This is a genomic window from Streptomyces sp. NPDC042364 (assembly GCF_056437585.1).
Window position 1 is genome coordinate 309,996 of record NZ_JBWKAJ010000008.1, and the last position, 25,800, is coordinate 335,795.

General features: G+C 72.7%; 24 protein-coding genes. 15 read left to right on the top strand and 9 right to left on the bottom strand.

Annotation, left to right across the window (positions count from 1 at the left end):
- The first annotated feature begins 59 nt into the window (after window positions 1-59).
- From AC067N_RS18990 to AC067N_RS19005, 4 genes are all read left to right on the top strand, one after another.
- Window positions 60-1,022: a metal ABC transporter substrate-binding protein gene (locus AC067N_RS18990; protein WP_478680032.1), complete on the top strand. Its 963-nt coding sequence runs from the start codon at window positions 60-62 to the stop codon at window positions 1,020-1,022.
- Between the two features lie 19 nt (window positions 1,023-1,041).
- Window positions 1,042-1,809, top strand: a complete 768-nt coding sequence (locus tag AC067N_RS18995; protein ID WP_478680033.1) for a metal ABC transporter ATP-binding protein — start codon at window positions 1,042-1,044, stop codon at window positions 1,807-1,809.
- A 13-nt stretch (window positions 1,810-1,822) separates the two neighbouring features.
- A complete protein-coding gene (locus tag AC067N_RS19000) occupies window positions 1,823-2,767 on the top strand; it encodes a metal ABC transporter permease (RefSeq protein WP_478680034.1) in 945 nt (314 codons plus the stop codon).
- A 70-nt stretch (window positions 2,768-2,837) separates the two neighbouring features.
- On the top strand, window positions 2,838-3,260 hold the full coding sequence (locus AC067N_RS19005) for a Fur family transcriptional regulator (RefSeq protein ID WP_055516229.1): 423 nt from the start codon (window positions 2,838-2,840) through the stop codon (window positions 3,258-3,260).
- Between the two features lie 58 nt (window positions 3,261-3,318).
- Here AC067N_RS19005 and AC067N_RS19010 read toward each other — a convergent pair whose 3' ends face one another.
- From AC067N_RS19010 to AC067N_RS19025, 4 genes are read right to left on the bottom strand one after another with little or no spacing between them, the layout of a single operon-like run.
- Window positions 3,319-3,837, bottom strand: coding sequence for a YcxB family protein (locus AC067N_RS19010; RefSeq protein WP_478680035.1), 519 nt, complete (start codon window positions 3,835-3,837; stop codon window positions 3,319-3,321).
- A gap of 3 nt (window positions 3,838-3,840) precedes the next feature.
- Complete coding sequence (locus AC067N_RS19015; RefSeq protein WP_478680036.1) at window positions 3,841-4,677, bottom strand: isoprenyl transferase; 837 nt, start codon at window positions 4,675-4,677, stop codon at window positions 3,841-3,843.
- 25 nt (window positions 4,678-4,702) lie between these two features.
- A complete protein-coding gene (recO, locus tag AC067N_RS19020) occupies window positions 4,703-5,452 on the bottom strand; it encodes a DNA repair protein RecO (protein WP_159767311.1) in 750 nt (249 codons plus the stop codon).
- 55 nt (window positions 5,453-5,507) lie between these two features.
- On the bottom strand, window positions 5,508-5,738 hold the full coding sequence (locus AC067N_RS19025) for a hypothetical protein (RefSeq protein ID WP_478680037.1): 231 nt from the start codon (window positions 5,736-5,738) through the stop codon (window positions 5,508-5,510).
- Between the two features lie 287 nt (window positions 5,739-6,025).
- Between AC067N_RS19025 and AC067N_RS19030 the strand changes: the two genes are divergently transcribed.
- The 3 genes from AC067N_RS19030 (at window position 6,026) to AC067N_RS19040 (ending at window position 11,154) form a co-directional block, all read left to right on the top strand.
- A complete protein-coding gene (locus AC067N_RS19030; RefSeq protein ID WP_478680038.1) occupies window positions 6,026-6,598 on the top strand; it encodes an antibiotic biosynthesis monooxygenase in 573 nt (190 codons plus the stop codon).
- A gap of 363 nt (window positions 6,599-6,961) precedes the next feature.
- On the top strand, window positions 6,962-10,084 hold the full coding sequence (locus AC067N_RS19035) for an AfsR/SARP family transcriptional regulator (protein ID WP_478680039.1): 3,123 nt from the start codon (window positions 6,962-6,964) through the stop codon (window positions 10,082-10,084).
- Window positions 10,085-10,494: 410 nt separating this feature from the next.
- Window positions 10,495-11,154, top strand: a complete 660-nt coding sequence (locus tag AC067N_RS19040; RefSeq protein WP_478680040.1) for a M15 family metallopeptidase — start codon at window positions 10,495-10,497, stop codon at window positions 11,152-11,154.
- A gap of 215 nt (window positions 11,155-11,369) precedes the next feature.
- Here the strand turns inward: AC067N_RS19040 and AC067N_RS19045 are convergent, their stop codons facing one another.
- The gene (locus AC067N_RS19045; RefSeq protein ID WP_478680041.1) at window positions 11,370-12,203 is read right to left on the bottom strand and encodes an AraC family transcriptional regulator; all 834 of its coding nucleotides are present in this window, start codon (window positions 12,201-12,203) and stop codon (window positions 11,370-11,372) included.
- A gap of 56 nt (window positions 12,204-12,259) precedes the next feature.
- Here AC067N_RS19045 and AC067N_RS19050 point away from each other — a divergent pair, with 56 nt between their 5' ends.
- A complete protein-coding gene (locus AC067N_RS19050; RefSeq protein WP_478680042.1) occupies window positions 12,260-12,832 on the top strand; it encodes a class I SAM-dependent methyltransferase in 573 nt (190 codons plus the stop codon).
- Window positions 12,833-12,883: 51 nt separating this feature from the next.
- Here the strand turns inward: AC067N_RS19050 and AC067N_RS19055 are convergent, their stop codons facing one another.
- Together AC067N_RS19055 and AC067N_RS19060 are read right to left on the bottom strand one after the other, a co-directional pair.
- Complete coding sequence (locus tag AC067N_RS19055; protein WP_478680124.1) at window positions 12,884-13,282, bottom strand: protein-tyrosine phosphatase family protein; 399 nt, start codon at window positions 13,280-13,282, stop codon at window positions 12,884-12,886.
- Between the two features lie 162 nt (window positions 13,283-13,444).
- Window positions 13,445-14,200: a FadR/GntR family transcriptional regulator gene (locus AC067N_RS19060; RefSeq protein ID WP_478680125.1), complete on the bottom strand. Its 756-nt coding sequence runs from the start codon at window positions 14,198-14,200 to the stop codon at window positions 13,445-13,447.
- A 312-nt stretch (window positions 14,201-14,512) separates the two neighbouring features.
- Between AC067N_RS19060 and AC067N_RS19065 the strand changes: the two genes are divergently transcribed.
- The 5 genes from AC067N_RS19065 to AC067N_RS19085 are packed head-to-tail and all read left to right on the top strand — an operon-like array spanning window position 14,513 to window position 21,122.
- Window positions 14,513-16,141, top strand: coding sequence for an ABC transporter substrate-binding protein (locus tag AC067N_RS19065; RefSeq protein WP_478680043.1), 1,629 nt, complete (start codon window positions 14,513-14,515; stop codon window positions 16,139-16,141).
- Between the two features lies 1 nt (window position 16,142).
- Window positions 16,143-17,102: an ABC transporter permease gene (locus AC067N_RS19070; protein ID WP_478680044.1), complete on the top strand. Its 960-nt coding sequence runs from the start codon at window positions 16,143-16,145 to the stop codon at window positions 17,100-17,102.
- A complete protein-coding gene (locus tag AC067N_RS19075; protein WP_478680045.1) occupies window positions 17,092-19,113 on the top strand; it encodes a dipeptide/oligopeptide/nickel ABC transporter permease/ATP-binding protein in 2,022 nt (673 codons plus the stop codon). Before AC067N_RS19070 ends, AC067N_RS19075 begins: the two co-directional genes overlap by 11 nt.
- Complete coding sequence (locus tag AC067N_RS19080) at window positions 19,110-20,177, top strand: oligopeptide/dipeptide ABC transporter ATP-binding protein (protein WP_478680046.1); 1,068 nt, start codon at window positions 19,110-19,112, stop codon at window positions 20,175-20,177. Before AC067N_RS19075 ends, AC067N_RS19080 begins: the two co-directional genes overlap by 4 nt.
- A 9-nt stretch (window positions 20,178-20,186) precedes the next feature.
- A complete protein-coding gene (locus AC067N_RS19085) occupies window positions 20,187-21,122 on the top strand; it encodes a dihydrodipicolinate synthase family protein (protein WP_478680047.1) in 936 nt (311 codons plus the stop codon).
- Window positions 21,123-21,343: 221 nt separating this feature from the next.
- Here the strand turns inward: AC067N_RS19085 and AC067N_RS19090 are convergent, their stop codons facing one another.
- Together AC067N_RS19090 and leuA are read right to left on the bottom strand one after the other, a co-directional pair.
- On the bottom strand, window positions 21,344-22,096 hold the full coding sequence (locus AC067N_RS19090; RefSeq protein ID WP_478680048.1) for a tellurite resistance TerB family protein: 753 nt from the start codon (window positions 22,094-22,096) through the stop codon (window positions 21,344-21,346).
- A 183-nt stretch (window positions 22,097-22,279) separates the two neighbouring features.
- Window positions 22,280-24,001 carry a 2-isopropylmalate synthase gene (leuA, locus tag AC067N_RS19095; RefSeq protein ID WP_478680049.1) on the bottom strand — a complete coding sequence of 574 codons (1,722 nt, stop codon included), beginning with the start codon at window positions 23,999-24,001 and terminating at the stop codon, window positions 22,280-22,282.
- Between the two features lie 398 nt (window positions 24,002-24,399).
- Here leuA and AC067N_RS19100 point away from each other — a divergent pair, with 398 nt between their 5' ends.
- Together AC067N_RS19100 and AC067N_RS19105 are read left to right on the top strand one after the other, a co-directional pair.
- Window positions 24,400-25,470, top strand: coding sequence for a M4 family metallopeptidase (locus tag AC067N_RS19100; RefSeq protein WP_478680050.1), 1,071 nt, complete (start codon window positions 24,400-24,402; stop codon window positions 25,468-25,470).
- 59 nt (window positions 25,471-25,529) lie between these two features.
- Window positions 25,530-25,796 carry a protealysin inhibitor emfourin gene (locus tag AC067N_RS19105; protein WP_478680051.1) on the top strand — a complete coding sequence of 89 codons (267 nt, stop codon included), beginning with the start codon at window positions 25,530-25,532 and terminating at the stop codon, window positions 25,794-25,796.
- Window positions 25,797-25,800: the final 4 nt, after the last annotated feature.

The following is a 25,800-nucleotide window of genomic DNA, read 5'->3' on the forward strand; positions in this document are numbered from 1 at the left end:
CCAGGGCTTACCAACAGGCTTGTTGACAATCGTTTCCAGAAAAGCTGAAAATGACTGTCATGAACGTAGTACGACGACGACTCCTGATACCCGCGGCGGCGACCGCGGCCGCCGCCCTCAGCCTCACCACCCTTTCGGCCTGCTCCACCGACAGCGCCGCCGCGGGCAACACGGACAAGTTCGACGTCGTCGCGTCGTTCTACCCGATGGCCTTCCTCGCCGAGCAGATCGGCGGGAAGCACGTGAACGTCACCAACCTCACCGAGCCCGGCCAGGAACCCCACGACCTGGAGATCAGCGCCCAGCAGACCGCGCGGCTCCAGGAATCGGACGCGGTCCTGTATCTCAAGGGACTCCAGCCCGCCGTCGACGACGCCGTCGGCCAGTCGGAGATCGGGACGAAGATCGACGCCGCCTCGCTGACCTCCCTGGAGGAGCACGGCGACGAGGTCGGCGGGCACGCCGCCGAGCACGACGACCACGAGCACGAGGAGTTGTCCGGCAAGGACCCCCATGTGTGGCTCGACCCGGTGAAGTACGCCGAGATCGCCAAGGGCGTCGGCGCCGCCTTCGAGAAGGCCGACCCGGACCACGCCTCGGCGTACAAGACCAACACCGAGGCCCTGGTCGAGAAGCTCGGCGCGCTGAACGACCGGTTCGAGAACGGCCTGAAGGACACCGGGACCAAGGTCTTCATCACCACCCACGCCGCCTTCGGCTACCTCGCCGAGCGCTACGGCCTCATCGAGGAGGCCATCTCCGGTCTCGACCCCGAGTCCGAGCCGAGTGCCGCCCGCGTCCGGGCGCTTGAGAAGATGGCGAAGGCCGACGGCGTCACCACCGTGTTCTACGAGACACTGGTCAGCGACAGGACCGCGAAGACGATCGCCGCCGACGCCGGGCTGAGGACGGACGTCCTCGACCCGATCGAGGGCATCACCGGGAAGTCCCGCGGCAAGGACTACTTCTCGGTCCAGGAAGCCAACCTCAAGGCGCTCCAGACGGCCCTGGGAGCCAAGTGACCATCCGGAGGATGCAGGCATGAGCGAGCCCGTCATAGCGCTGCGCGGGGTACGCGCCGAACTGGGCTCGCGCACGGTCCTGCGCGGCATCGACCTCACCGTGAACCGCGGCGAGGTCGTCGCCCTGCTCGGCGCCAACGGTTCCGGCAAGTCCACCGCGGTCCGTACGGTGATCGGCCAGGTGCCGGTCACCGAGGGCGAGATCGAACTGTTCGGCACCCCCAGGCGCCGCTTCCGCGACTGGCGACGGCTCGGCTACGTACCGCAGCGCACCACGGCCGCGGGCGGCGTGCCGGCGACGGTGACCGAGGTGGTCGCCTCGGGCCGGCTCTCCCGCGCCCGCCTCGGCGTCCTGCGCAAGGCCGACCGCGAGGCGATCCGCCGGGCCATCGAGCTCGTCGGCCTCGCCGACCGGGCCAAGGACTCGGTGGACGCCCTCTCCGGCGGCCAGCACCAGCGGGTCCTCATCGCCCGCGCCCTCGCCTGCGAACCCGAGCTGCTGATCATGGACGAGCCGATGGCGGGCGTCGACCTGGCCAGCCAGGAGGTGCTGGCGCGCACCCTGCGGGGCGAGGTCGCCCGCGGCACCACCGTGCTGCTCGTCCTGCACGAACTCGGCCCGCTGGAGCCGCTGATCGACCGCGCGGTCGTCCTGCGTGACGGCTGCGTCCTGCACGACGGCCCGCCACCGAAGGCGGTCGGCCAGCACGCGCTGCCCGGCCACGACCACGTACACCCGCACGCGGCACCCGGCACCGAACCGGTCCGCACCGGTCTGCTGAGCTGAGAAGGCACCGATCATGGACATCCTGAACTACGCCTTCATGCAGCGGGCCCTGCTCGCCGCCGTCCTCGTCGGCATCACCGCCCCCGCGATCGGCGTCTACCTCGTCCAGCGCCGCCAGGCCCTCATGGGCGACGGCATCGGCCATGTCGCGATGACCGGCGTCGGCCTCGGCTTCCTGCTCTCCTGGTCCCCGGTCTGGATGGCGACCCTGGTGTCCGTGCTGGGCGCGGTGCTCATGGAGCTGATCCGGTGGTACGGCAGGACGCGGGGCGACATCGCCCTCGCCATGCTCTTCTACGGCGGCATGGCGGGCGGTGTGATGCTCATCAACCTCGCGCCCGGCGGGACCAACGCCAACCTGATGTCGTTCCTCTTCGGCTCGCTGTCGACCGTGTCCCAGGAGGACATCACCGCGATCTGCGTCCTGGCCGCGTTCGTGATCGTGATGACGCTGGCGCTGCGCCGGCAGCTGTTCGCCGTCAGCCAGGACGAGGAGTTCGCGCGGGTCACCGGCCTGCCGGTGCGGGCGCTGAACCTGCTCACGGCGGTCACGGCGGCGGTGACCGTGACGGTGGCCATGCGGGTCGTGGGCCTGCTGCTGGTGTCCGCGCTGATGGTGGTGCCGGTCGCGGCGGCCCAGCAGCTCAGCCGCAGCTTCGCGGCGACCTTCGCGATCGCCGTGGCCATCGGGGTGTCCGTGACGATCGGCGGCACCGTCACCTCGTACTACCAGGACGTGCCGCCCGGCGCGACGATCGTGCTGCTCGCCATCGCCGCGTTCATGCTGCTCACGGCGCTGGCGACACCGCTGGCCAGGCGGCGCGCGAGGGCACTGGAGGCGGGCGCGGGCGACCCCGCGGAGTGTGTGATCCCGGAGGCCGGTGAGGCCGCCGGGGCGGGGGTGGCCAGGGACGCGGTTCCGGCCCGCCGGGGCCCCGCCGAGGGGTCGGCCGGGTGACCGGCGTCTGACCGGGGTCCTGCCGGGCTGGCACAATGGCCCGGCAAGACCGCGACGTGAGGAGGCAACGGTGACGACCGCTGGACCTGTACGAGGTCGTTCCACCCGGCAGCGGGCGGCCGTGGCCGCGGCACTCGACGAGGTCGACGAGTTCCGCAGCGCGCAGGAACTCCACGACATGCTGAAGCACCGTGGGGACTCGGTGGGGCTGACCACCGTGTACCGCACACTGCAGTCCCTCGCGGACGCGGGTGAGGTCGACGTCCTGCGGACGTCCGACGGGGAGTCCGTGTACCGGCGGTGCTCCACCGGGGAACACCACCACCACCTGGTGTGCCGGATGTGCGGCAAGGCCGTCGAGGTCGAGGGCCCCGCCGTGGAGAAGTGGGCGGACGCGATCGCCGCGGAGCACGGCTTCGTGAACGTGGCCCACACGGTGGAGATCTTCGGCACGTGCGCGGAGTGCGCTCGCGCGTCCGCGGGAGCCGAGTAGGCGCCGGCGCACGCGACCGCGGGTTCACCGGCGCCGGGCGCGCAGTTCCCCGCAACCCCTAGCCGGGCCGGCCGAGCCTCTCGTCCAGAAGTGCCCTGAGACCGTCCACGTCACTGGCACCCCGCTTCGGGAGCGGGATCGGCACCGGGGCGTATGTGTGCGCGTCCAGGAGGACGAAGGTGCCGCGGGTCTCCGCGTAGCGGGTGATCTCGCTCCAGCGGGACATGCGGGCCGTGCCCCGGTCCGTGGTGGTCGTCACGCCCCAGAGGTCCAGCACCGTGCGGTGCACGCCGTCGGCCGCCGCCCGGCGGTGGAGGCGGCGGGCCTGGGCCCACGGCAGGACGACCAGGCCGACGACCGCCGCCGCGAGGCCCACGAGGGCCTGGGCGCCCGGTGTGCCGCCGAGCGCCAGGGTGGCGGCCGTGACGAGGACGCCCGCGCCGGCGGCGAACAGCAGCAGGCCCCGCCCCCAGCGGCCGGCGGCCGAGGCGCGCGTGGCGACGCGCAGCGCCTCGCGGAAGTCCCCGGCCGTCGCGCGGTACACCAGCTCGACGTGCCCCCCACCGGCCTCGGCCACGGGTCAGTCCTCCTGTCGCCCTTCCATCGCCAGCAGTTCCTCGTTGGGGATGGCGCCGCCGAAGCGGCGGTCGCGGGAGGCGAACTCCACACAGGCGCGCCACAGGTCGCGCCGGTCGAAGTCCGGCCAGAGGACGTCCTGGAAGACCATCTCGGCGTACGCGCTCTGCCAGAGCAGGTAGTTGGAGGTGCGCTGCTCCCCGCTGGGGCGCAGGAACAGGTCGACGTCCGGCATGTCCGGGTAGTAGAGGTACTTCGCGAAGGTCTTCTCGTTGACCTTCGACGGGTCGAGGCGGCCTGCCCGGACGTCCTCGGCGAGGGCCTGCGCCGCGTCGGCGATCTCGGCGCGGCCTCCGTAGTTCATGCAGAAGTACAGGGTCAGCAGGTCGTTGCCCTTGGTCTGCTCCTGGGCGACCTGGAGTTCCTTGGCGACGGACTTCCACAGCTTGGGCATCCGGCCCACCCAGCGGACCCGGATGCCGAGGCCGTCAAGCTGGTCGCGGGTCCTGCGGATGAAGTCGCGGTTGAAGTTCATCAGGAAGCGGACCTCGTCGGGCGAGCGCTTCCAGTTCTCGGTGGAGAAGGCGTAGAGGGAGATGTTGCGCACGCCGATCTCTATCGAGCCCTGGAGGACGTCCAGGACGCGCTCGGCGCCGACCTTGTGGCCCTCGGTGCGCGGCAGCCCGCGCTCCTTGGCCCAGCGGCCGTTCCCGTCCATGACGATCGCCACGTGGTGGGGGACGAGCTCGCCGGGAAGCTTGGGCGGGCGGGCACCGGACGGGTGCGGCTCCGGCGTCTCGTACTCGCGGCGCTGACGCCCCAGGAACCCGCGTACCACCATGTGCTTCTCGTCTCCTCTGTGGTGCTTACGACTTTTCCACGTACCGAAGTGAGCGCAGTCCGCGCTCCAGATGCCAGTGCAGATAGGCGGACACCAGCCCGCTCCCCTCCCTGACGTACCGCGGCTCACAGGCGTCCGCGGTCGCCCAGTCCCCCGTCAGCAGCGCGCCGAGGAGTTCCAGGGCCTGCGCAGAGGGTACGACGCTGCCGGGTACCCGGCAGTCCACGCAGACCGAGCCGCCGGCCGCGACCGAGAAGAACCGATTGGGTCCGGGCAGCCCGCACTTGGCACAGTCGCTGAAGGTGGGCGCGTAGCCGTTGACGGCGAGGGAGCGCAGCAGGAAGGCGTCGAGGACGAGGTGCGGGGCGTGTTCGCCGCGGGCGAGGGTGCGCAGTCCGCCGACGAGCAGCAGATACTGCTGCACGGCGGGCTCGCCCTCGTGGTCGGTGAACCGCTCCGCCGTCTCCAGCATGGCCGTCCCGGCGGTGTAGCGGGCGTAGTCGGTGACGATGCCGCCGCCGTAGGGGGCGATCGTCTCGCTCTGGGTGCACAGGGGCAGCCCGCGCCCGATCAGCTCGCTGCCCCGTGCGAAGAACTGCACGTCCACATGGGAGAACGGCTCCAGCCGCGCCCCGAACTTCGACTTCGTGCGCCGCACCCCCCGGGCCACGGCCCGTACGCGTCCGTGACCGCGGGTGAGCAGCGTGATGATCCGGTCCGCCTCGCCCAGCTTCTGGGTGCGCAGCACGATGCCGTCGTCGCGGAACAGACTCATGGGCCCATTCTCGCCTACGACGGCACCGCGACGGACCGTGATCAGGGGGCGGGATTCATGAGGCCTCCCCGGGGGTGGGGGCGTTCTCGTGGGCGGTCGCGGCGCGCAGCCGCTCCGCCGCCGTGGCCACCCGCACGGCCCTCGGCGGGCAGTCCCACTCCCGGCCGCCGCCGACGGGCCGCAGTTGGACGTACGGTCCCTCGTGGCCCATGACGCGGCCGATCTGCCCGGTGCGGGTGTCCACCGCGTAGGTGCCGATCGGCGGTTTCCTGCCGCTGCCGTTCACCGCGAGGCCGCCGGGTGTCCCGGTGCGGTCCGCGCCTCCGCGGTTCTCGCGGGTCCCCGCCGCAATTGCTCCACCGTCTCCTCCGCCTCACTCGACGCACCGCGCCGGGTCTCGTCCCCCGAGCCCTTCGCCCATTGCCTTCACGGTGCTACCCGCGCCGCGACGAATTTCACTCTTCGCATCTCCGCGGTGACCCGCTGTGTCTACACTCGGCAGGAGTCTGTGCTCCGCGCCCGCGGGGGCCGCCGACACGGCATGATCGGCGCCGGGTGTGGCACCTCGTCCTCATGCACACCTCGCGAGTCCGGTGCGGCGAGCCCGTCACCACCGTGTTCACCTGGCAGGTCCGGCCGAGCAAGGAGGACGTCTTCGAGGAGTGGACCCGGGGCGTGACCCGCAGCGCCTCCCGGTTCCCCGGCAACGAGGGCGTCGCCTGGCTGCGACCCGAGGAGGGGCACCGCTTCCACGCGGTGCTGCGCTTCTCCGACCCGGGTCGGCTGGGCGCCTGGCCGGCCTCCGACGAACGGGCCCGCCGGCACGCGCGCATCGACGGCGTCGCCACGGAGGTGAGCAGTGAGCGGCAGTCCACCACCGGGATGGAGCCCTGGTTCGATCTGCCGGGCACGACCGGACAGGCCCCGCCGCGGTGGAAGATGGCGTTGACCACTTTCCTGGGCGCCTACCCGTTCACCCTGCTCATCCAGTGGCTGGTGGCGCCGCACACGGCCGGCCGGCCGCTGGCGTTGCGCGCGGCGGTCTTCCCCCTGGTCCTGCTGCCGACGCTGACGTTCGCGGTCATGCCGGTGCTCAGCAGGGTGCTGCGGCGGTGGCTGTATCCGTCGCCCTCGTCGGTGCGATGACGCCCGCCGAGGAGCCGTCCGCCGCACGGCTCCGCGCACGAGGAGGCCGGCGTTCCGGGCGGCGTGCCCCGTACGCCCTCAGGGGTTCCCTCCCCATGAGCGCCCGGGTCGCGCCGCCCGATCGGACGCTCACGGCGGTAGGACCCCTTGATCCCCGCTTCCGCCACACCACTCGCACAGCACACCCACAGGGGCATGTCGAATCTCCGTGTCGTCCACCTAAGATTCCCTCCGGTTCCCCCGTTTTACGACAACTCTCCGGCGCATCACGCGTCCTGGGAAACCACTCGGCGTACATGAGCGTCGAACGTTGCGTGAACAACCGCTGTCCCGGCGGTCCGACGGCACGGAAGATGGGGACCCGTGGAGCTGGAATTCCGACTGCTCGGCCCGGTCGAGGCGTGGCATGCGGGGAGACCTCTGCGGCTGGGCGGCCCCAAACCGCGCGCGCTGCTGGCCGTGCTGCTGCTGCGGGCCGGGCAGGTGGTCCCCGGGGACGTGCTGGTGGACGCCGTCTGGGGCGAGGATCCCCCGGACACCGCGCGGGCGCTGGTGCAGACGTATGTGTCGGCGCTGCGGCGGGCGTTGCCCGCGGAGGCGGCGGACGCGATCGAGACCCGGCCGCCCGGGTACCTGATGCGGCCGGGGGTGGGGCGGGTCGACCTGGCGGAGTTCGAGGCGCTGACGGCCGAGGGCCGGCAGGCCGCCGCCGGCGGCGATCACGAGGGCGCCGCGCTGCTGCTGCGGGCCGCGTCGGCGCTGTGGCGCGGTCCGGCGCTCGGCGGCGTGGGCGAGGCGCTGCGGGGTGAGGCCGGGCGGCTGGAGGAGGCCCGGCAGGCGGCCCTGGAGGAACGTATCGCCGCCGAGCTGGAGGCCGGGGGCCACGAGGCCGAACTGGTCACCGAGCTGACCGCGCTGGTGGGGGCGCATCCGACGCGGGAGCGGCTGCGCGGGCAGCTGATGCTGGGGCTGTACCGGCTGGGGCGGCAGGCGGACGCGCTCGCGGTCCACGCGGAGGGGCGGGCGGTTCTCGCCGAGGAGCTGGGGCTGGACCCCGGCCCGGAGCTGACCGGGCTGTACGAGGCGATCCTGCGGGCCGATCCGGAGCTGCTGGCACCCGGCACCACCGCCCCCGCCGCGCGGGGCGCCGCCTCCGTTCCCCGGACCGTGTCCCTCCTCCCGCCCGCCATCGCGGACTTCACCGGGCGCGAGGAGGAACTGGCGGCGGTCGTCGAGGGGTTGTCCGGGGAGCGGGAGGCGATGCCCGTCATGGTGGTCTCGGGGGCCGCCGGGGTGGGGAAGTCGGCGCTCGCCGTGCAGGCCGCGCACCGGGTGGCGGGCGAGTATCCCGACGGGCAGCTCTACGCCGAACTCCACGGTTTCAGCGAGCCCGTACCGCCCGCCGAGGTGCTGGGCCGGCTGCTGCGGGCCCTCGGCGCGGATCCGCCGGAGGACACCGCGGAGCGCGGCGACCTGTTCCGCAGCCTCGTCGCCGGGCGGCGGATCCTGCTGGTGCTGGACGACGCGGGCGGCGAGGCCCAGGTCCGGCCGCTGCTGCCGGGCAGCGCCACCTGCGGGGTGCTGGTCACCTCACGGGCCCGGCTGGGCGGCCTCATCGGGGCCCGGCGGACCGACCTCGACGTCCTGGACGGCGTACGGGGCCTGGAGCTGCTGACCCGGGTGACCGGCCCGGAACGCACCCCGGGCGAGCCCCGGGAGGAGGCCGCCGCCCGGCGCATCGTCGAGCTGTGCGGCGGGCTGCCGCTGGCGCTGCGGATCGCGGGCGCCCGGCTGGCGACGCGGCGGCACTGGACGCCCAGCGTGCTCGCCGAGCGCCTCGCCGACGAACACCGCCGGCTCGACGAGCTCGCGGTCGGCGACCTGGCGGTACGGGCCAGTCTCGGCCTCAGCTACCAGGCGCTGGACGAGCGCGCCCGCCGGGTGCTGCGGCGCATCGCCACACTGGGCTCGGCCGATGTCGCCGTGTGGACGGTGGCCGCGCTCGCCGACACCCCCGAGGACGCGGCGGAGGAGATCCTGGAACGGCTCCTCGACGCCCAGTTGATCGACTGCCCGGGCACCGACCACATCGGGCAGCCCCGCTACCGCCTGCACGACCTGGTCCGGGTCTACGCCGCCGAACGCGCCGAGACGGAGGACCCGCCCGGCGACCGCACGGCGGCGGTGGGCCGGGCGCTGTCCGCCGGCCTGTGGCTGATGGACCGGGTGACGCAGGCGGCTCCCTCGGGCGCGGTGGTCCTGAGACAGAGCTTCGCCCTCAAGGGGCGCGGGACCACCCCTTGCGCGGCTCCGCCGCGTGGGCGGGAGCAGTCCCCCGTGGCCGACGGCGGCGGACCGGCCGGGACTCCCTCCCCCGTGGGCGCCCGCACCACCCGCCTCGCCCTGGGCGACCCCTTCTCCTGGTTCGACGCCGAGGCGGACGCCCTCACCTCCGCGGTCGAGCGGGCGGCGGCCATGGGCCTGCACACCCTCGCCTGCGAAGCGGCGGCGGCCCTGTGCTCCTCCTCGTTCGCCATCAAGAACCGCTTCGACGCGTGGTGGCGCAGCCACGACGCCGCGCTCGCCGCGGCCCGCCGCGCGGAGGACCGCTCGGGCGAGGCCCTGCTGATCATCGGCCTCGGACAGCTGCGGTACGAGCAGGACCGGATCGCGGAGGCCCAGGAGTACTTCCGCACCGCCGAGCGGATCTGCACCGAACTCGGCGACGTCCGGGGCCGTTCCGCCGCGCTCGCCGGACTGGGCAGCGCCTGCCGTGAGGTCGGCGAACTCCGCGAGGCCGAACGCGCGTTGACCGACGCGGCCGACGGCTTCCGGCGGGTCGGCGACGACACCGGGGTCGGGGTGGCCTGCCGGTACGGCGGTTCCGTACGGCTCGAACTCGGCGACCAGGAGGGGGCGTTCCCGCTGCTCGACGAGTCGCTGCGGGCGTACCGGAGGCTCGGCAGCCGGCGCGGCGAGGCGCTGGCGCTGCGCACGCTCAGCCTGGTGCACCGCTCGCTCGGCGCGTACGAGGAGGCCGCGCGGGTGGCCGAGCAGGCGCTGGAGATCCTGCGCGCCCTCGGCGATCCGCACATGGCCGCGTACGCCCTGCGGGCCCGCGCCAAGGCCCGGATGCGGCTGGGCCACACGCGGGAGGCGGAGGCGGAGCTGCGGGAGATCCTCGACGTCTGCCGGGTCCACGAGGACCGGTTCGGCGAGGCGCTGACGCTGCGCACCCTGGGCGAGTGCGCCTTCGCCGAGGGCCGGCCGGCGGACGCGGACGGGCTGCTGACCGCCTCGGCGGCCCTCTGGGAGGTCCTCGCCCTGCCCCTGCCCCGCGCCCGTGCCCTGCGCAATCTGTCCGCCGTGCGCGCCGCCCTCGGCGACCGGGAGGGCGCCGCCGCGCTGCGCGCCGAGGCGATGGCGGTCTTCGAGGCGTGCGAGGCCCGGGAACGGTACGAGCCGTGGCCGGGGGCGATGGCGTAGCCGGCGGAGCCCGGTCACGGCAGCGGGCCGCCGGGGCCGACGACCGCGTCGGTGCGGCTTGAACCCGCTTGCGGCCGACTTGCAGAGAACTTCCAGCGGAGCCCGGCATTCTCGTGGTTCTCGGGGGAACAACGGATCGGCCGGGCGACCACCGCCCGGCCGGTCGACCCACCGGAACGCACAGGGGACGGACCGGCGGGAACATGAACGCAGTGGGATCAGAACGGCAGAACGCACGGGGGGCACCACCGTCGCCAGGCCACAGACCGCCACTCAAGGGGGGAAGCCCCCGGGGAGGGACATCAGGGGATCAGGTCCCTCCCCGGGGCGCGGCCTCGCCCCCCGCATCACATCTCCGGTACGAGCCGAGGGAAGCACTCGGGACTCGTGGACCCTGTGGAAGACGACGCATGCCTTCGATCATCCTCATGAGCGACCCCGAGGTCGCCCGCGTCCCGGTCCGGGACTGCGGTGAACCCCTCGTCGATCTGAGGGAGCTGCCCTTCGTGGTGGTCGACCCGCGCCAGGCCGACGCGGAGGGCGCGTTCGCGCACCTGCGCGAGGGTGTGGCCTGGCGGCTGGCGAGGGCCGCCCGGCTGCTGCCGGACGGACTGCGGCTGCTGGTGACCGAGGGGTACCGGCCGCCGGCCCTGCAGATCAAGTACTTCGAGGGGTACGCGGCCGAGTTGCGGCTCGCCAACCCGCACTGGTCGGAGGAGTACCTGCGCGAGCAGACCAGCCGTTCCCTCTCGCCGCCGGAGATCGGGCCGCATGTCGCCGGGGCGGCCGTCGATCTGACCCTGTGCACCGCGACCGGGGAGGAGCTCGACATGGGCACCCGGGTCGACGCCAGCCCCGAGGAGAGCGACGGCGCCTGCTACACCGACGCGCCCCGCATCTCCCACGCGGCCCGCGGCAACCGCCGCATCCTCTCGGCGGCGCTCACCACGGCGGGGCTGGTCAACTACCCCACCGAGTGGTGGCACTGGTCCTACGGCGACCGCTACTGGGCGCTGATGACCGGGGCGCCCCACGCGCTCTACGGGCCGGCCGAGTTCGGCGGCCCGTAGCCGAGGGGGTCCGGGGGCCTGGGGGCCCGGGACCCCCTCGAAGCCCCCGCCGTCCCTACCCGTCCCATCCCCGAGGGCTGTACCCGAACCCCTGTTGCCGCCTCGGCGGCAAACCCCGTAGCGGGGGTTCACGGGCAGCACCCAGCGGATGGGGCGGGCAGGGACGGCGGGGGCTTCGTCGTGTGCGGAGCGGCCCGGGCCGTCCGTACCACCGCTCAGCGGCGTACCGGGAAGTACTCGCGCGGAGTCACACCGACGGTGCGGTGGAAGGCGGCGACGAAGGAACTGGCGGAGGCGTAGCCGACCCGGTGGGCGACGGACTCCAGGGGGAGGCCCTCGGCGAGGAGGGGCATCGCGGCGCGCATACGCGTCTGTTCGCGCCACTGGCCGAAGGCGAGGCCGGTCTCGGCGACGAAGAGGCGGGCCAGGGTGCGGGCGCTGGCACCGACCCGGGTGCCCCAGACGGCGAGGGGGCGGGGGTCCGCCGGGTTCGCGGCGAGCGCGCGGGCCACCTCTCGTGCCCGGGGGTCCCGTGGTTCGGGGGCCGAGACGCTGGTGACGGGCACGGGGTGGAGGACGTCGAGGAGGACGGCCTCGGCGCGGGCACGGGCCTCGGGGCTCAGGTCGGTCCGGACGAGATGGTCGATGAGGGCGCTCAGGAGGGGGCCCACCGACACCACCGTGGGCTCCGCCCAGTCGACCCGCGGGCAGCTCTCGGGGGTCACGTAGGGGCTGCGCATCACCGCGTCGCCCGCCGACTCGGTGGTGTGGGGGACGCCCGCGGGGATCCACAGGGCGAGGGTGGGCGGCAGGAGCCAGGACCCCTGCCGTGTGGTGACCCGCACCAATCCCTTCTCGGACCAGGCGAGTTGGTGGACGGGATGCCAGTGCCGGGAGAAGGCGGTGCCGCGCGGCATGGTGAAGTGGCCGACGAAGATCGCGGTGGGGTGCCGGCCGTCGCGCGGGGCGGGCGGACGTCGCTCGACACCGGCGTCGTCGCGCCGGAGGCCGGGCACGGCGCACGCGCGGGGCTGTCCGTTTCGCGACATGGTTCGACAGCCTAGCCCGTGGTGGACACGGCGGGACCGGGCCTAGCGTCGGCCGTATGCCGATGAACCAGATGCACCGGAAGATCTGCAGCTCCGAGAAGTGGGCGCTCAAGACCCGTGAACTGTTGCTGCCCTGGGCGCTCGACGGCGTCGAACTGGGCACGGACGTCCTGGAGATCGGGCCGGGCTACGGCGCCAACCTCCGGGTACTCGTCGAGCGGGTACCGCGGCTGACCGCCGTCGAGATCGACGCCGAGACCGCCCGGCTGCTGGACGTGGCGTGGGGCGAGCGCGCCCGGATCGTGCACGCGGACGGGGCGGCCATGCCGCTGCCGGACGCGTCGTTCGACGCGGTCGTCTGCTTCACGATGCTGCACCACGTGCCGACGGCCGAACAGCAGGACCGCATCTTCGCGGAGGCGTTCCGCGTGCTGCGGCCCGGCGGCACCTTCGCGGGCAGTGACAGCCGGTCGAACCTCCGGTTCCGGCTGCTCCACATCCGGGACACGATGAACGTCGTCGACCCGGCGGCCCTCCCCGCCCGGCTGACCGCCGCGGGCTTCACGGACGTGTCCGTCGCCGTGCACGAGCAGGGCGGCAGCCTCCGCTTCCGCGCCCGCCGGCCCTGACCCGCCCCGTCCCCGCCCCGCCCCGCCCCGGGGGACCGCCCTCCCGTCCCGTCAGCTCGCGAAGCGGCGTACGTAGCGCCGCTGCCAGGGGGTCTCCACCGCGTGCCGGTCGTAGTGCCGGCGCACATACGCGACGGCCTCCTCCGGCGGTACGCCGTCCAGCACCGCCAGGCAGGCCAGCGCGGTGCCGGTGCGGCCACGGCCGCCGCCGCAGGCGAGCTCGACGCGCTCGCCGGCCGCCCGTTCCCAGGCGTCCCGGAGCACCTGCGCCGCCTCCGCCCGGTCGGCGGGCAGCCGGAAGTCGGGCCACCTCAGCCGGCGGTGTTCCCAGGGGACTTCGGGTGGCTCCTTGCCGAGCAGGTACACCGCGTACGTCGGCACGGGACCTTCGGGCAGCGGATGCCGGAGGCCCCGCCCGCGCACCAGCCGCCCGGAGGGCAGCCGCAGCACACCGGCGGCCCGCGGGTCCCAGGGCTCGACACCGGTGGAACCGTCCCCGGGCGAGGACGTGGCGCGGCCCGTGTCGGTGCGGCCCGTGTCGTCGCGGTCCGTCGCGGTCGGCTGCTTCGGCTCGGTCGGCTGCTTCGGCTCGGTCACCCGGTCAGCGTAGGACTACGCGTCGCGGCTCGCCGCCCGCTCCGCGGAACCCGTCGCCGCGCGCGCCTCGACGCCCCGGAAGTGCTCGGACATCGCCCGCTGGGCGCCCTCCACGTCCCGGGCGCGCAGGGCGGCGACGATGTCGCGGTGGCGGCGGACGGTCAGCTCCGGGGTGGGATCGTCGGTCCAGCCGCGGGCGCCGGCGACGCGCAGGAAGACCGTCCAGAAGGCGCCGAGCAGCTGGGGGACGAGGGCGTTGCCGAGGGAGGCGTAGAGGAGTTCGTGGAAGTCGCGGTCGAGTTCGGCGACGGGCTCGCCCGCCCGGCCGGCCGCCTCCATCCGGTCGACGACGGCCGCGAGGGCGTCGAGCTCCGCCTCGGTGAGCGTGCCCGCGACCCGGCGCACGAGGCCCTCCTCCAGCACCTCGCGGATCTGGAGGATCTCCGCGAGCGCGGCGGTGTCGCCGTCGGGCCGGGCGAGCGTGCGGAAGGTCAGGCCGTCGACGAGGGGCGTCAGGGACGCCTCGCCGACATAGGTGCCGTAGCCGTGCCGGATGTCGACTATGTCGAGGGCCTGGAGTGCCTTGAGGGCCTCGCGGACGGAGTTGCGGCTGACCCCGAGGTCCTCCATCAGCTCCGTCTCGGTGGGCAGCGGCGCCCCGGCCCGCAGTTTGCGGTCGAGGATCAGCTGCATCACCTCGCGCTGGACCTGGCCGCTCACCCGCCGCTCGGGCCGGCGCCGGCCGGCGCTCTCCTGTGACATGCGCCGCATCGTACGCTCGCCGGACACCCGACGCCCCGCCTCCGGACGGGAACCAGGGGAAGCGGCCCGGGGAACGCCGGGTGAACGACAGACGGTCCCCCGGCGAACGCTGATCCAACGGACCGTCAACTGTCCTTATTTCCTACCGGTGTTGCCCCGTCATTGGTCGAACCTCTGGCAGGTACGCCATTCGTGTGCGACCCCTTGACCGCCCTCATCGGCGCTCCTAAGGTCACGCTGCCCCCTGTAGGACGTAGGACGTCGTACCTCCGTCATCGAGCCCCCACCGCTTCGCTCCCTCGCCGCCTCTTTGGAGGAACCGTGCGCGATGTGACCCATGACGCCCCGGCACCGGCCCGACGCTCGTTCCTGAAGCACTCCGGCGCGCTGGGCGCCGCCACGGCCCTCGCCCCCGCGCTGGCCGCCTGTTCGGCCGGGCCGGAGTCCACCAACGACACCGGCGGTGGCGGCGGGCGGAACGGCACCCTGACCGCCGTCATCGGCTACGGCAACGACGGCAGCTGGGACCCGACCCAGACCGCGTCCGCGTTCTGCATGGCCGCCAACAACCACGTCTACGAGGGGCTCCTCGACACCGACCCCATCTCCCGCGAGCCGTACCCGGCGCTCGCCACGGCCGTGCCGGGCGACCTCGGCGGCACCTCGTGGAGGTTCGAGCTGCGGCCCGGCGCCACGTTCCACGACGGCAAACCGGTCACCGCCGACGACGTGGTCTTCGTCTACGAGCGGATCCTCGACCCCGGCACCCAGACCCTCGCCAAGGGGTTCTTCGCGAGCTGGCTGAAGGAGGTCCGGAAGATCGACGCGCGGAACGTCGAGCTGATCCTGAAGTTCCCCTTCCCGGACGGGATCTCCCGGCTGACCCTGGCGAAGATCATGCCCAAGCACGTCTTCTCCCGGCCGGGCGCCTGGGAGGAGGCGATCAAGGGCAGGGCGATCGGGTCGGGGCCGTACCGGCAGACGGCCCACCACCCGAAGTCCAACACGACGTTCGAGGCGTACGCCGGCTACAACGGGCCGCGTCCGGCCGCGTTCAGGAAGATGAACTGGCTGACCATCGTGGACGCGGCGCCCCGGGTCGCGAAGATCTCGGGGGCGAGCGCGGGCGCGCAGATCGCCGACAACATCCCGTACGCCAACATCGGTCAGCTGGAGAGGGGCGGGCTGACCGTCCAGGGCGGCTCCGGGATGAACAACCTCTTCCTGATGTTCAACACCCGGCGCAAGCCCTTCGACGACGTCCGCGTCCGCCAGGCCCTGCACTACGCCATCGACCGCGACAAGATGATCGAGGTCGCCCTCAAGGGACACGGGAAGCCGGCGAGTTCCTTCCTCGACGAGGGGAATCCGAGCTACCGGCCGGCGAGGACGGTGTACGGCCACGACCCCGGCAAGGCGAAGGCGCTGCTGGCCGAGGCGGGCGTGAGCGGGCTGCGGATCGACATCCTCGCGGTGAACGTGAGCTGGATCGTGGACTGCCTGCCCACCATCAAGGCGTCCTGGGACGCGATCGGGGTGGAGACGACGCTCTCGCCGCAGGAGACGACCGCCGTGTTCACCAAGATGGACCAGAAGCAGGACTACCAGGTCGTGGCCGCCACCTCGAACCCGAACCAGTTCGGCCTCGACGCCGATCTGATCATGCGGTACAACCACGGCCCGCAGAACCTGTGGATGCAGTACGCGCGGTGGGCCGACAACGCGGTGGCCAGGAAGCTGTTCAAGGACATGGACCGGGCCACGCGGGAGCCGGACGCCGACCGGAAGAAGGCGATGGTCCAGGACTGCGTCGACGTCGTCGCCGAACAGGCCGTGCTCTACCCGGTGGTGCACAACGAGCTGATGACGGCGTGGGACCCGAAGCGGCTGTCGGGGATCAGGGCACAGCCCTATCCGGGGATCAACCTGCTCCAGGCCAAGTGGGTCTAGCGTGATCGGCGTCCTGCGCATCCTGCTCCGGCGGATCGCCCTGCTGGTCCCCCTGCTGCTCGGGATCGTGCTGTTCGTCTTCGTCGTCATGCGGTTCTCGGACGTCGACCCGGCGTCCGCGTTCTTCCAGGGCGCCAATCCGACCCCGGGGCAACTGCGGGAGTTCCGGGAGGAGAACGGGCTCCTCGACCCCCTGCCCGTGCGCTACGCCGCCTTCGTCGGGGACCTGCTGCACGGCGACATGGGGACCAGCGCGCTCACCCGGGCCCCGGTGGTCGAGCAGGTCACCACCGCGCTTCCGCTCACCCTCCAGCTGACCTTCCTGGGGCTGGGCATCGCGGTGGTGCTGGCGCTGCTCGGCGGGGTCACGGCGGCCATCCACCGCGACCTGCTGCCGGACCAGCTCATCCGGGTGGTGTCGCTGACCGGGGTCGCCGCGCCCGGCTTCTGGCTCGCGCTGCTGATGATCCAGTACCTGGCCGTGGACCTGGGGTGGTTCCCGACCGGCGGGTACGTCAATCCGGCCGACTCCTTCACCGGGTGGCTCAGGACGATGACGCTGCCCGCGTTCGCCCTGTCGCTGCCGGTGGCCGCGCAGCTCACCCGGATCGTGCGGACGGCCGTGGTGGAGGAGCTGGACAAGGACTACGTGCGGACGGCGATCGGCAGCGGCCTGCCGCCGCGGGTCGTGGTGGGCCGGAACGTCCTGCGCAACGCGCTGATCAACCCGCTCACGGTGCTCGGGCTGCGCGTCGGCTATCTGCTGGGCGGCGCGGTCGTCATCGAGACGATCTTCTCGCTGCCCGGCATGGGCAAGCTGATGATCGACGCCGTGAAGAACGGTGACCCGGCGGTCGTCCAGGGCGTCGTCCTGACCACGGCCGCGGGCTTCGTCGTCGTCAACCTGGTCATCGACGTCCTCCACCTGCTGGTGAACCCGCGACTGAGGGATGCGAGCTGATGCGCTGATGTTCGGTCTGCTGGTGACCACGCGCCGACGTCTGACGGACGTCCTGTCCGGGCCCGGGGTCCGGCTCCGCGCCTGGCGCAGACTGCCGGTCCTGTCCCGGGTGGCCGTCTGCTTCCTCGCGCTCGTCGTCCTCACCGCCCTGTTCGCGCCGCTGCTCGCCCCGCACGACCCGCTCGACCAGCAGAGCCTCGCCGGCGGCACGGGGGCGCCCTCCGCCGAGCACTGGATGGGCCAGGACAGCCTCGGTCGGGACGTCCTCAGCAGGCTGATGCACGGGGCCCGCTGGTCACTCGCGATCGGGCTCGGGGCCACCGCGCTGGCCCTCACGGTCGGGGCGCTGGTCGGGGCCGTGGCCGCGACCTCCCGCAAGGCGGTGGACGAGACGCTGATGCGCTGTCTGGACGTCGTCATGGCGTTCCCCGGCATCGCGCTCGCCGCCGTGCTCGTCGCCGTCTTCGGCGGCGGCATCGAGGTGCTGATCTGCGCGATCGCCTTCCTGTTCACGCCGCCGGTCGCCAGGGTCGTCAGGGCCAACGTCCTCGACCAGTACGGCGAGGACTACGTGACCGCCGAGCGGGTCATCGGCGCCCGCACCCCGCACATCGTGGTCCGGCACGTGGCCGTCAACTGCGCCGCGCCGGTGCTGGTGTTCTGCACGGTCCAGGTCGCCGAGGCCATCGTCTTCGAGGCGTCCCTGTCCTTCATCGGCGCGGGCGTGCGACCGCCGGACCCGTCGTGGGGCAGCGTCATCGCGGACGGCAAGAACATGGTGCTGACGGGCGGCTGGTGGGCGACGGTCTTCCCCGGTCTGCTGATGCTGGTCACGGTGCTGTCCCTGAACGTCCTCTCCGAGGGAGTCTCCGACGCGTGGGCTGCGCCGGCGGGGCGGGACGTGGAGCACAGGGCGGAGGGCGGCCGTCCGGAGGAGGGGCGCCCGGAGGCAGCCGGGGCGGACGCGGATGACCTCGTCGAACTGCCGGGGCTGGCAGAGGCGGCCCGGCGGCTGCGGGCACGGGCGCGGCCCCTGCCCGCCGGGCGGCCCGTGCTGGCCGTGGAGGACCTGGCGATCGGCTTCGAGAAGCGGCACCGGGGCGTGGACATCGTCGACGGGATCAGCTTCGAGGTGCGGGCCGGTGAGGTCCTGGGGCTGGTCGGCGAGTCGGGGTGCGGCAAGTCGCTGACCGCGCTGGCGGTGATGGGGCTGGAGCCGAAGGGTGCGCGGGTGCGCGGCCGGGTCCGCTTCGGGGAGCGGCAGCTGGTGGGCGAGCCGATGCGGGCGCGGCGCCGGCTGCTCGGTCATGAGATGGCGATGGTCTACCAGGACGCCCTGTCGTCGCTGAACCCGGCGATGACGATCCGCGCCCAGCTGAGGCAGGTCGTCCGGCGGGGCGGCGGGCGCACCCCGGCCGAGCTGCTGGAGATGGTGGGCCTCGACCCCGGGCGCACCCTCCGCAGCTACCCGCACGAACTCTCCGGCGGCCAGCGCCAGCGTGTGCTGATCGCGATGGCCCTGTCCCGCGACCCGAGGCTGATCGTGGCCGACGAACCGACCACGGCCCTGGACGTGACGGTCCAGGCGCAGGTCATCGAGCTGCTGCTGCGGCTGCGCGCGGAACTGGGCTTCGCGCTGGTCCTGGTGTCGCACGACCTGGCGCTGGTCGCGGACGTCACGGACCGGGTCGCGGTGATGTACGGCGGCCGGATCGTCGAGACGGGCGTGACGGCGGACCTCGTGGGCGCACCGGCCCACCCCTACACACGCGGTCTGCTGGGCAGCGTCCTGTCGCTGGAGTCGGCGGCCGAGCGGATGACGCAGATCAGGGGGGTCGTCCCCTCCCCCGCCGACTTCCCGGCGGGCTGCCGCTTCGCCGACCGCTGCCCCCGCGCGAGCGAGGTGTGCCGTACGTCGGTCCCGGCCCTGCTGGGCCCCCGTGCGCACACGGCGGCGTGCCACCACCCGGTGGTGGACCTGACCGCGACGGAGCACGGGGTGACCCGGTGAGCAGCGCACTCGTACAGGTCTCCGGCGCCCATGTCGTCCACCGGGCGCGCGGCGGCGGACTCCTCACCCGGGACCGGGTGTACGCCCTGACCGGCGCCGATCTGACGGTCGCGCCCGGCGAGACGGTGGGCGTGGTGGGCGAGTCGGGGTGCGGGAAGTCGACGCTGGCGAAGGTGCTGGTGGGTGTGGAGCGGCCGACGGCCGGGACGGTCTCCTTCCGGGGGCGGGACCTGTGGTCCATGGCCCCGGCCGAGCGTCGTGTCACCGTGGGCGGCGGCACCGGCATGATCTTCCAGGACCCGTCCACGGCCCTGAACCGCCGGCTGACCGTCCGGCGGATCCTCCGCGACCCGCTCGACGTGCACCGGCGCGGCACGCCCGCCGAACGCGAGGAACGGGTGCGGGAGTTGATGGCGCTGGTCGGGCTGCCCGCCGTGCTGGCCGACGGGCTGCCGGGCCGGCTGTCGGGCGGGCAGCGCCAGCGGGTCGCCATCGCCCGCGCGCTCGCCCTCGACCCCGAACTCGTCGTGGCGGACGAACCGACGAGCGCGCTGGACGTGTCGGTGCGGGCGCAGATCCTGAACCTGCTGCTCGACCTGAAGGAGCGGCTCGGGCTGGCGCTGGTCTTCGTGTCGCACGACATCCAGACGGTACGGCGGATGAGCGACCGGGTGGTCACCATGTATCTGGGGCGGATCGTGGAGGAGTCACCGGCCGACGCCGTCACCGGCCGCGCCCGGCACCCGTACACGCGCGCCCTGTTCTCGGCGACGCCGGGGCTGCTGGACCCGATCGACCCGATCCCGCTGGCCGGCCCCGTGCCGTCGGCCACACGGCCGCCGAGCGGCTGCCCGTTCCGTACCCGCTGCTGGAGGGCGGACGAGGTGTGCGCGGAGGTGATGCCGGACTTCGCGGCCGCGTCGGCCCCCGGGCACCGTTTCCGCTGCCACCATCCTGTGGAGGAGACGGAGTCGACACGGGACCTGGTCGCCGAGGCCGCGTCCGGGTCCGTCTCCCCGGCCACCGCCGTGGCCGTGCAGGAGAGCGCCGTACGAGATACCTAGGGAGCAGCCATGCCCGTCCCCGCCCCGCTGACCGGTGTCATCCCGCCCGTCTGCACCCCCCTGACACCGGACCGCGAGGTGGACGTCCCCTCGCTGGTCCGTCTGGTCGACCATCTGGTGGCGGGCGGTGTGGACGCGCTGTTCGTGCTGGGGTCGTCGTCGGAGGCGGCGTTCCTGACGGACGCGCAGCGGCGGACGGTGGTGGAGACGGTGGTGGGGCACGTCGGCGGTCAGGTCCCGGTGCTCGCCGGGGCGATCGACATGACGACGCCCCGCGTCCTCGACCATGTGCGGGCCGTGACGGCGGCGGGCGCGGAAGCCGTCGTGGCGACCGCGCCGTTCTACGCCGCCACCCACCCGGCGGAGATCTCCCGCCACTACCGTCTGCTCGGCTCCCGCTGCCCGGTCCCCGTCCTCGCGTACGACATCCCGGTCGCCGTCCACACCAAGCTGCCCGCCGAGGTGGTGCTGGAGCTGGCCGCGGACGGGGTCATCGCCGGGCTGAAGGACTCCAGCGGGGACCTGGCCGCCTTCCGCACCGTCGTCACGGGCGCCCGCGACGACGCCCGCGTCACCGGCTTCGCCGTCCTCACCGGTTCCGAACTGCTCGTCGACTCGGCGCTCGCCATGGGCGCGGACGGCGCGGTCCCCGGCCTGGCCAACGTCGACCCCGCCGGCTACGTCCGCCTCCACCGCCTGTGGCGGGCGGGCGACCGGGACCGGGCCCGCGCCGAACAGGAGCGGCTCTGCGCGCTCTTCGGCATGGTCCGCTCCGGCGACCCGCACCGCATGGGCCCCGGTTCCTCCGCCCTGGGCGCCTTCAAGGCGGCGCTGCACCTGCGCGGCGTCATCGCGTGCCCGGCCACGGCGGAGCCCCAGGTGCCGCTGTCGGACGACGAGGTCGCGAGGGTGGGCAAGTTCCTCGCGGCGGCGGGACTGCTCTAGTTGTATTGCCCCACCAGGCAACGTTCGCCCCGTCGCGCAAACGCTGCCTGCCGGGGCACTGGTTGACGATCAACAGGACGGTGATGACGGCGACGGTGGTGTGGAGCAGCGGCCGCCGAGGGAGTCGTACACCCTGCCCGCGTCGGTGGCCGGGCGCCCGGCCCGTCCGCCTGGCCGTTCGGGCCCCGGTGCGGAGTGCGCCCCTTGGTCTCAGGTGAGGGTCAGGACGGTGTCCGTGCCGCCACCAGCAACCGGGTCACCTCGTCCGCGCCGATGGTGAGCGCCGCCCCGACCGTGGAGAGGACGTCGCGCTCGGCGGGTGTGTAGGGCCCGTCCGCCAGGGCGATCCGGGCGCCTTGCAGGAGAATCGCCTCACGGCCCCCGGGGGCGAGGTGCGGGGCGAGCGGGTCGAGGGCCTCGTGGAGCTCTATGGACAGCCCGGCCGCCCCGCAGGGTTCCCCGAAGAGACGGCCCGTGTCGGCGGCGAGGGCCTCGACGAGGGCGTCGAGCTGCTCCTCGGTGCAGTCGTCGAAGCCGGCGGAGCGCACGGCACCGGCGGCGACACTCAGGGACGTACGGGTACGGGTGCCGCCGGCCGCGAGGACGGCCAGGGCGACGGTGTGGACGGCGTCGCGGAGCATCGCCGAGAGGCGGACGGTGGTGGGGTGGTCGAGGACCTCCGTGCCGTAGTGGTGGCGGCAGGCCGCGCACTCCACGACCGGGGCGGTCTCGCCGCGCGGCAGCACGGGGACGCCGAGGAGGGTGAAACGGCGGCGTCCGGTGAGGCGCTGGTAGTTGCGGTCGCCTCCGCAGCCGGGGCAGAAGAACTCGCCGTCGCCGACGCCGGTCCACGCGATCCGGGTGCCCATGAGACGCGAGATCCGCGCGGCACCTCCGGCAGAACCGCCGCTTCCGGCCGGTCCGCCGCGCGCGAGCCCGGCGGCACGGCCGATTGGTCCCCGTCCTGGCAGCACGTCGCACCTCCGTAACTCCACGGCAACATCGCCGCGCTTGCGTGATGTTAGCCACATCGATGAGGCGGAGTCAGTACTCCGGACGATGCCTTCCCGTGACCTCCACAGGGTTTGGCCGGTAAACGACGGGCCCCGTCCGCCGGAATTCGGCGAACGGGGCCTTCAAACCGCCGGTAGGGCTGGTCAGCGCGTCGCGCGGTTGACGGCGGAGACGACGGCCTTCAGGGAGGCGCGCGTCGTGTTCGCGTCGATTCCGATGCCCCACATGACCTTGCCGTCGATGGCGACCTCGATGTACGAGGCGGCCTGCGCGGAGGCGCCCTCGCTCATCGTGTGCTCCTGGTAGTCAAGGAGGCGGGCGTCAATACCAATACCTTGCAGCGCGTGGAAGAACGCGGAGATCGGGCCGTTGCCGGTGCCGACCAGGGTGGTCCGCGCGCCGTCGACCTCGGCCTCCACGGTCAGCGTGTCCACGCCGTCCTTGTCGGTGGTCGACTGGTTGTTGCGGACCTGGATACGGCCCCACGGGTTGTCCGGGTTCGGCAGGTACTCGTCCTGGAAGACCGCCCAGATGTCGGAGCCGGTGACCTCGCCGCCCTCGGCGTCCGTCTTCGCCTGGATGATCTTCGAGAACTCGATCTGCATCCGGCGCGGCAGGTCCAGCTTGTGGTCGTTCTTCAGGACGTACGCGATACCGCCCTTGCCGGACTGCGAGTTGACGCGGATGACGGCCTCGTAGGAGCGGCCGACGTCCTTGGGGTCGATCGGCAGGTACGGGACCGCCCACTCGATGTCGTCGACGGTGACGCCCTTGGCCGCGGCGTCGGCCTCCATCGCGTCGAAGCCCTTCTTGATGGCGTCCTGGTGGGAGCCGGAGAAGGACGTGTAGACCAGGTCGCCCACGTACGGGTGGCGCGGGTGGACCTCCATCTGGTTGCAGTACTCCCACACGCGACGGATCTCGTCGATGTCGGAGAAGTCGATCTGCGGGTCGACACCCTGGGAGAACAGGTTCATGCCCAGGGTGACCAGGTCGACGTTGCCGGTGCGCTCGCCCTGCCCGAACAGGCAGCCCTCGACGCGGTCGGCGCCGGCCATCAGCGCCAGCTCGGCGGCGGCGACGGCCGTGCCGCGGTCGTTGTGAGGGTGGATCGACAGGCAGACGTGCTCGCGGCGGGACAGGTTGCGGCCCATCCACTCGAAGCGGTCCGCGTGCGTGGACGGCGTCGAACGCTCCACGGTGGCGGGCAGGTTGAGGATGATCTCGCGGCCCGGACCGGGCTGCCAGACGTCCATGACCGCCTCGCAGACCTCCAGCGCGAAGTCCAGCTCGGTGTCGGTGAAGATCTCCGGCGAGTACTGGTAGCCGAACTCGGTCTCGGGGCCCAGCAGCTTCTCGGCGTACTCCATCACCAGCCGGGTGCCGTCCACGGCGATCTGCTTGATGTCGTCCTTGGAACCGCGGAAGACGACGCGGCGGAAGACCGGGGCGGTGGCGTTGTACAGGTGCACGGTGGCCCGCCTGGCGCCCTTCAGCGACTCCACGGTCCGCTCGATCAGGTCCTCACGGGCCTGGGTCAGTACGGAGATCGTGACGTCGTCCGGGATGGCGCCCGGCTCCTCGATGATGGACCGTACGAAGTCGAAGTCCGTCTGCCCCGACGCCGGGAAGCCGACCTCGATCTCCTTGTAGCCCATCTTGACCAGCTGATCGAACATCCGGCGCTTGCGCTCGGGCGACATCGGGTCGATCAGGGACTGGTTGCCGTCGCGCAGGTCGGTGGAGAGCCAGCGGGGGGCGACGGTGATCCGCTTGTCCGGCCAGGTGCGGTCGGGGATGTCGACCTGCTCGTACTGCCCGTACTTGTGGATCGGCATGGACGTGGGCTGCTGGCGGTTCGCCATGATGCGTGGGCTCCTCGATGGTCCGAAAGGACGGCCGACAACGCAACGCCAAAGCACCGCGGGGAGGGGGTCGGCCTCGACTACAGGCCCTCGCCGCGGCAGCTAAGGAGAAGCAGCCCGAAACGCATGATGCGGAGCAGCGTAGCCGAGTCTTCTCTGTCGCGCGGGGTCGTATCAGTATGCGGGACCAGGGCAGCAATCTGGACAAAAGGTGCGCAAGGCCACACCAGTCGGCGATGAAGGGGTGCCGGGAACCGCGCGGCCAACCCCGACCCGCCGCAGTACGCACGAAACCCTCAGCAACAGGACGGCGACGAAACGCAACCCATACGGCGACATTTCACCAATCAAGGTTGCCTCTAGTGACACGCCCCTAACGGAGTGCAATCGTGCGAACCATGACGACAAACGGGGGCCAAGTGCCCGTCTTCTGCACCGTCGTACCGCCACACGTCCTCGACAGGCTCGCGCAGGCCGAGGACTCCGCGCTCTCCGGCGCCGCCCGCCGCACCCTGGAGCGCGACGCACTCGAACGCACCCGCCGCCGGCTGACCACGGTCGTCGGCGCCCCGGCCGTCGCCGCGCCCGCCGGCGCGGAGGCCGGCACACCCCACCGCACCATCTACGACGCCCGGCACGGCACGGCCCTGCCCGGAAGCAAGGTGCGCGGCGAGGGCGAGGAGCCCGGCAGGGACGCCACGGTCAACCGCGCCTACGCGGGCCTGGGCGCGACGTTCGAGCTGCTGCTCAAGGCGTACGGACACGACTCGATCGACGGCAACGGGCTGCCGCTGGACGCGACCGTGCACTACGACCGCGACTACAACAACGCCTTCTGGAACGGCGAGCAGATGGTGTTCGGCGACGGGGACGGGGAGATCTTCCTCGACTTCACCATCCCGGTCGACGTCATCGGCCACGAACTCAGCCACGGTCTCACCCAGTACTCGGCGAACCTGACGTACTTCGGTCAGCCGGGTGCCCTCAACGAGTCCATGTCGGACGTCTTCGGCGCCCTGATCAAGCAGTACACGCTGGGCCAGACCGCCGCCGAGGCGGACTGGCTGATCGGGGCGGGCCTGCTCGCGCCGCGCGTCACGGGGGTCGCCCTGCGCTCGATGAAGGCCCCGGGCACGGCGTACGACGACGACGTCCTCGGCAAGGACCCGCAGCCGGCGACGATGGACGGCTACGTCCGCACGGGCCGCGACAACGGCGGCGTGCACATCAACTCCGGTATCCCCAACCACGCGTTCTACCTGGTGGCCACCGCGCTCGGCGGCTACGCCTGGGAGCGGGCCGGTCAGATCTGGTACGACGTGCTGACCGGCGGCGAACTCAGGCAGCAGGCGCTGTTCGTGGACTTCGCGACGCTGACGGTGAAGGCGGCGAAGGACCGGTACGGCCAGGGCGACGAGCTGACGGCCGTACTGAAGGCATGGGAGCAGGTGGGCGTGCGGACGCTGTAGTCCCGGGACCGGGCGGCGCGGTGCTGCGCTCCGGCCCCGATCCGTACTAGACATGACCCATGCGTATCGAGGTGCGGCGCACGGGTGGTTTCGCGGGCATCGAGCGGCACGCGGTGGTGGACACCGCGGGGCGGCCCGATGCCCTGGAATGGCGGGCTCTGGCCGAGCGGGCGCTCGCCGCCGGCCGGGGCACGGCACCGCCGGGGGTGCCGGACGGGTTCTCGTACGAGATCACGGTCGACGGCAGGACGGTGCACTGCGCGGATCCCGCGCTGACGGAGGAGCAGCGGGAGCTGATCAGCAGGGTGCTCAAAGAGGGGGCGTGAGTCC

What these genes read in the sequence shown, in the direction of transcription:
- AC067N_RS18990 (WP_478680032.1), top strand. Translation starts at nt 60, where the DNA reads ATGAACGTAGTACGACGACGACTCCTGATACCCGCGGCGGCGACCGCG.
- AC067N_RS18995 (WP_478680033.1), top strand. Translation starts at nt 1,042, where the DNA reads ATGAGCGAGCCCGTCATAGCGCTGCGCGGGGTACGCGCCGAACTGGGC.
- AC067N_RS19000 (WP_478680034.1), top strand. Translation starts at nt 1,823, where the DNA reads ATGGACATCCTGAACTACGCCTTCATGCAGCGGGCCCTGCTCGCCGCC.
- AC067N_RS19015 (WP_478680036.1), bottom strand. Translation starts at nt 4,677, where the DNA reads ATGGTGGTACGCGGGTTCCTGGGGCGTCAGCGCCGCGAGTACGAGACG.
- recO (WP_159767311.1), bottom strand. Translation starts at nt 5,452, where the DNA reads ATGAGTCTGTTCCGCGACGACGGCATCGTGCTGCGCACCCAGAAGCTG.
- AC067N_RS19030 (WP_478680038.1), top strand. Translation starts at nt 6,026, where the DNA reads ATGCACACCTCGCGAGTCCGGTGCGGCGAGCCCGTCACCACCGTGTTC.
- AC067N_RS19040 (WP_478680040.1), top strand. Translation starts at nt 10,495, where the DNA reads ATGCCTTCGATCATCCTCATGAGCGACCCCGAGGTCGCCCGCGTCCCG.
- AC067N_RS19045 (WP_478680041.1), bottom strand. Translation starts at nt 12,203, where the DNA reads ATGTCGCGAAACGGACAGCCCCGCGCGTGCGCCGTGCCCGGCCTCCGG.
- AC067N_RS19050 (WP_478680042.1), top strand. Translation starts at nt 12,260, where the DNA reads ATGCCGATGAACCAGATGCACCGGAAGATCTGCAGCTCCGAGAAGTGG.
- AC067N_RS19060 (WP_478680125.1), bottom strand. Translation starts at nt 14,200, where the DNA reads ATGCGGCGCATGTCACAGGAGAGCGCCGGCCGGCGCCGGCCCGAGCGG.
- AC067N_RS19075 (WP_478680045.1), top strand. Translation starts at nt 17,092, where the DNA reads ATGCGAGCTGATGCGCTGATGTTCGGTCTGCTGGTGACCACGCGCCGA.
- AC067N_RS19085 (WP_478680047.1), top strand. Translation starts at nt 20,187, where the DNA reads ATGCCCGTCCCCGCCCCGCTGACCGGTGTCATCCCGCCCGTCTGCACC.
- leuA (WP_478680049.1), bottom strand. Translation starts at nt 24,001, where the DNA reads ATGGCGAACCGCCAGCAGCCCACGTCCATGCCGATCCACAAGTACGGG.
- AC067N_RS19100 (WP_478680050.1), top strand. Translation starts at nt 24,400, where the DNA reads ATGACGACAAACGGGGGCCAAGTGCCCGTCTTCTGCACCGTCGTACCG.
- AC067N_RS19105 (WP_478680051.1), top strand. Translation starts at nt 25,530, where the DNA reads ATGCGTATCGAGGTGCGGCGCACGGGTGGTTTCGCGGGCATCGAGCGG.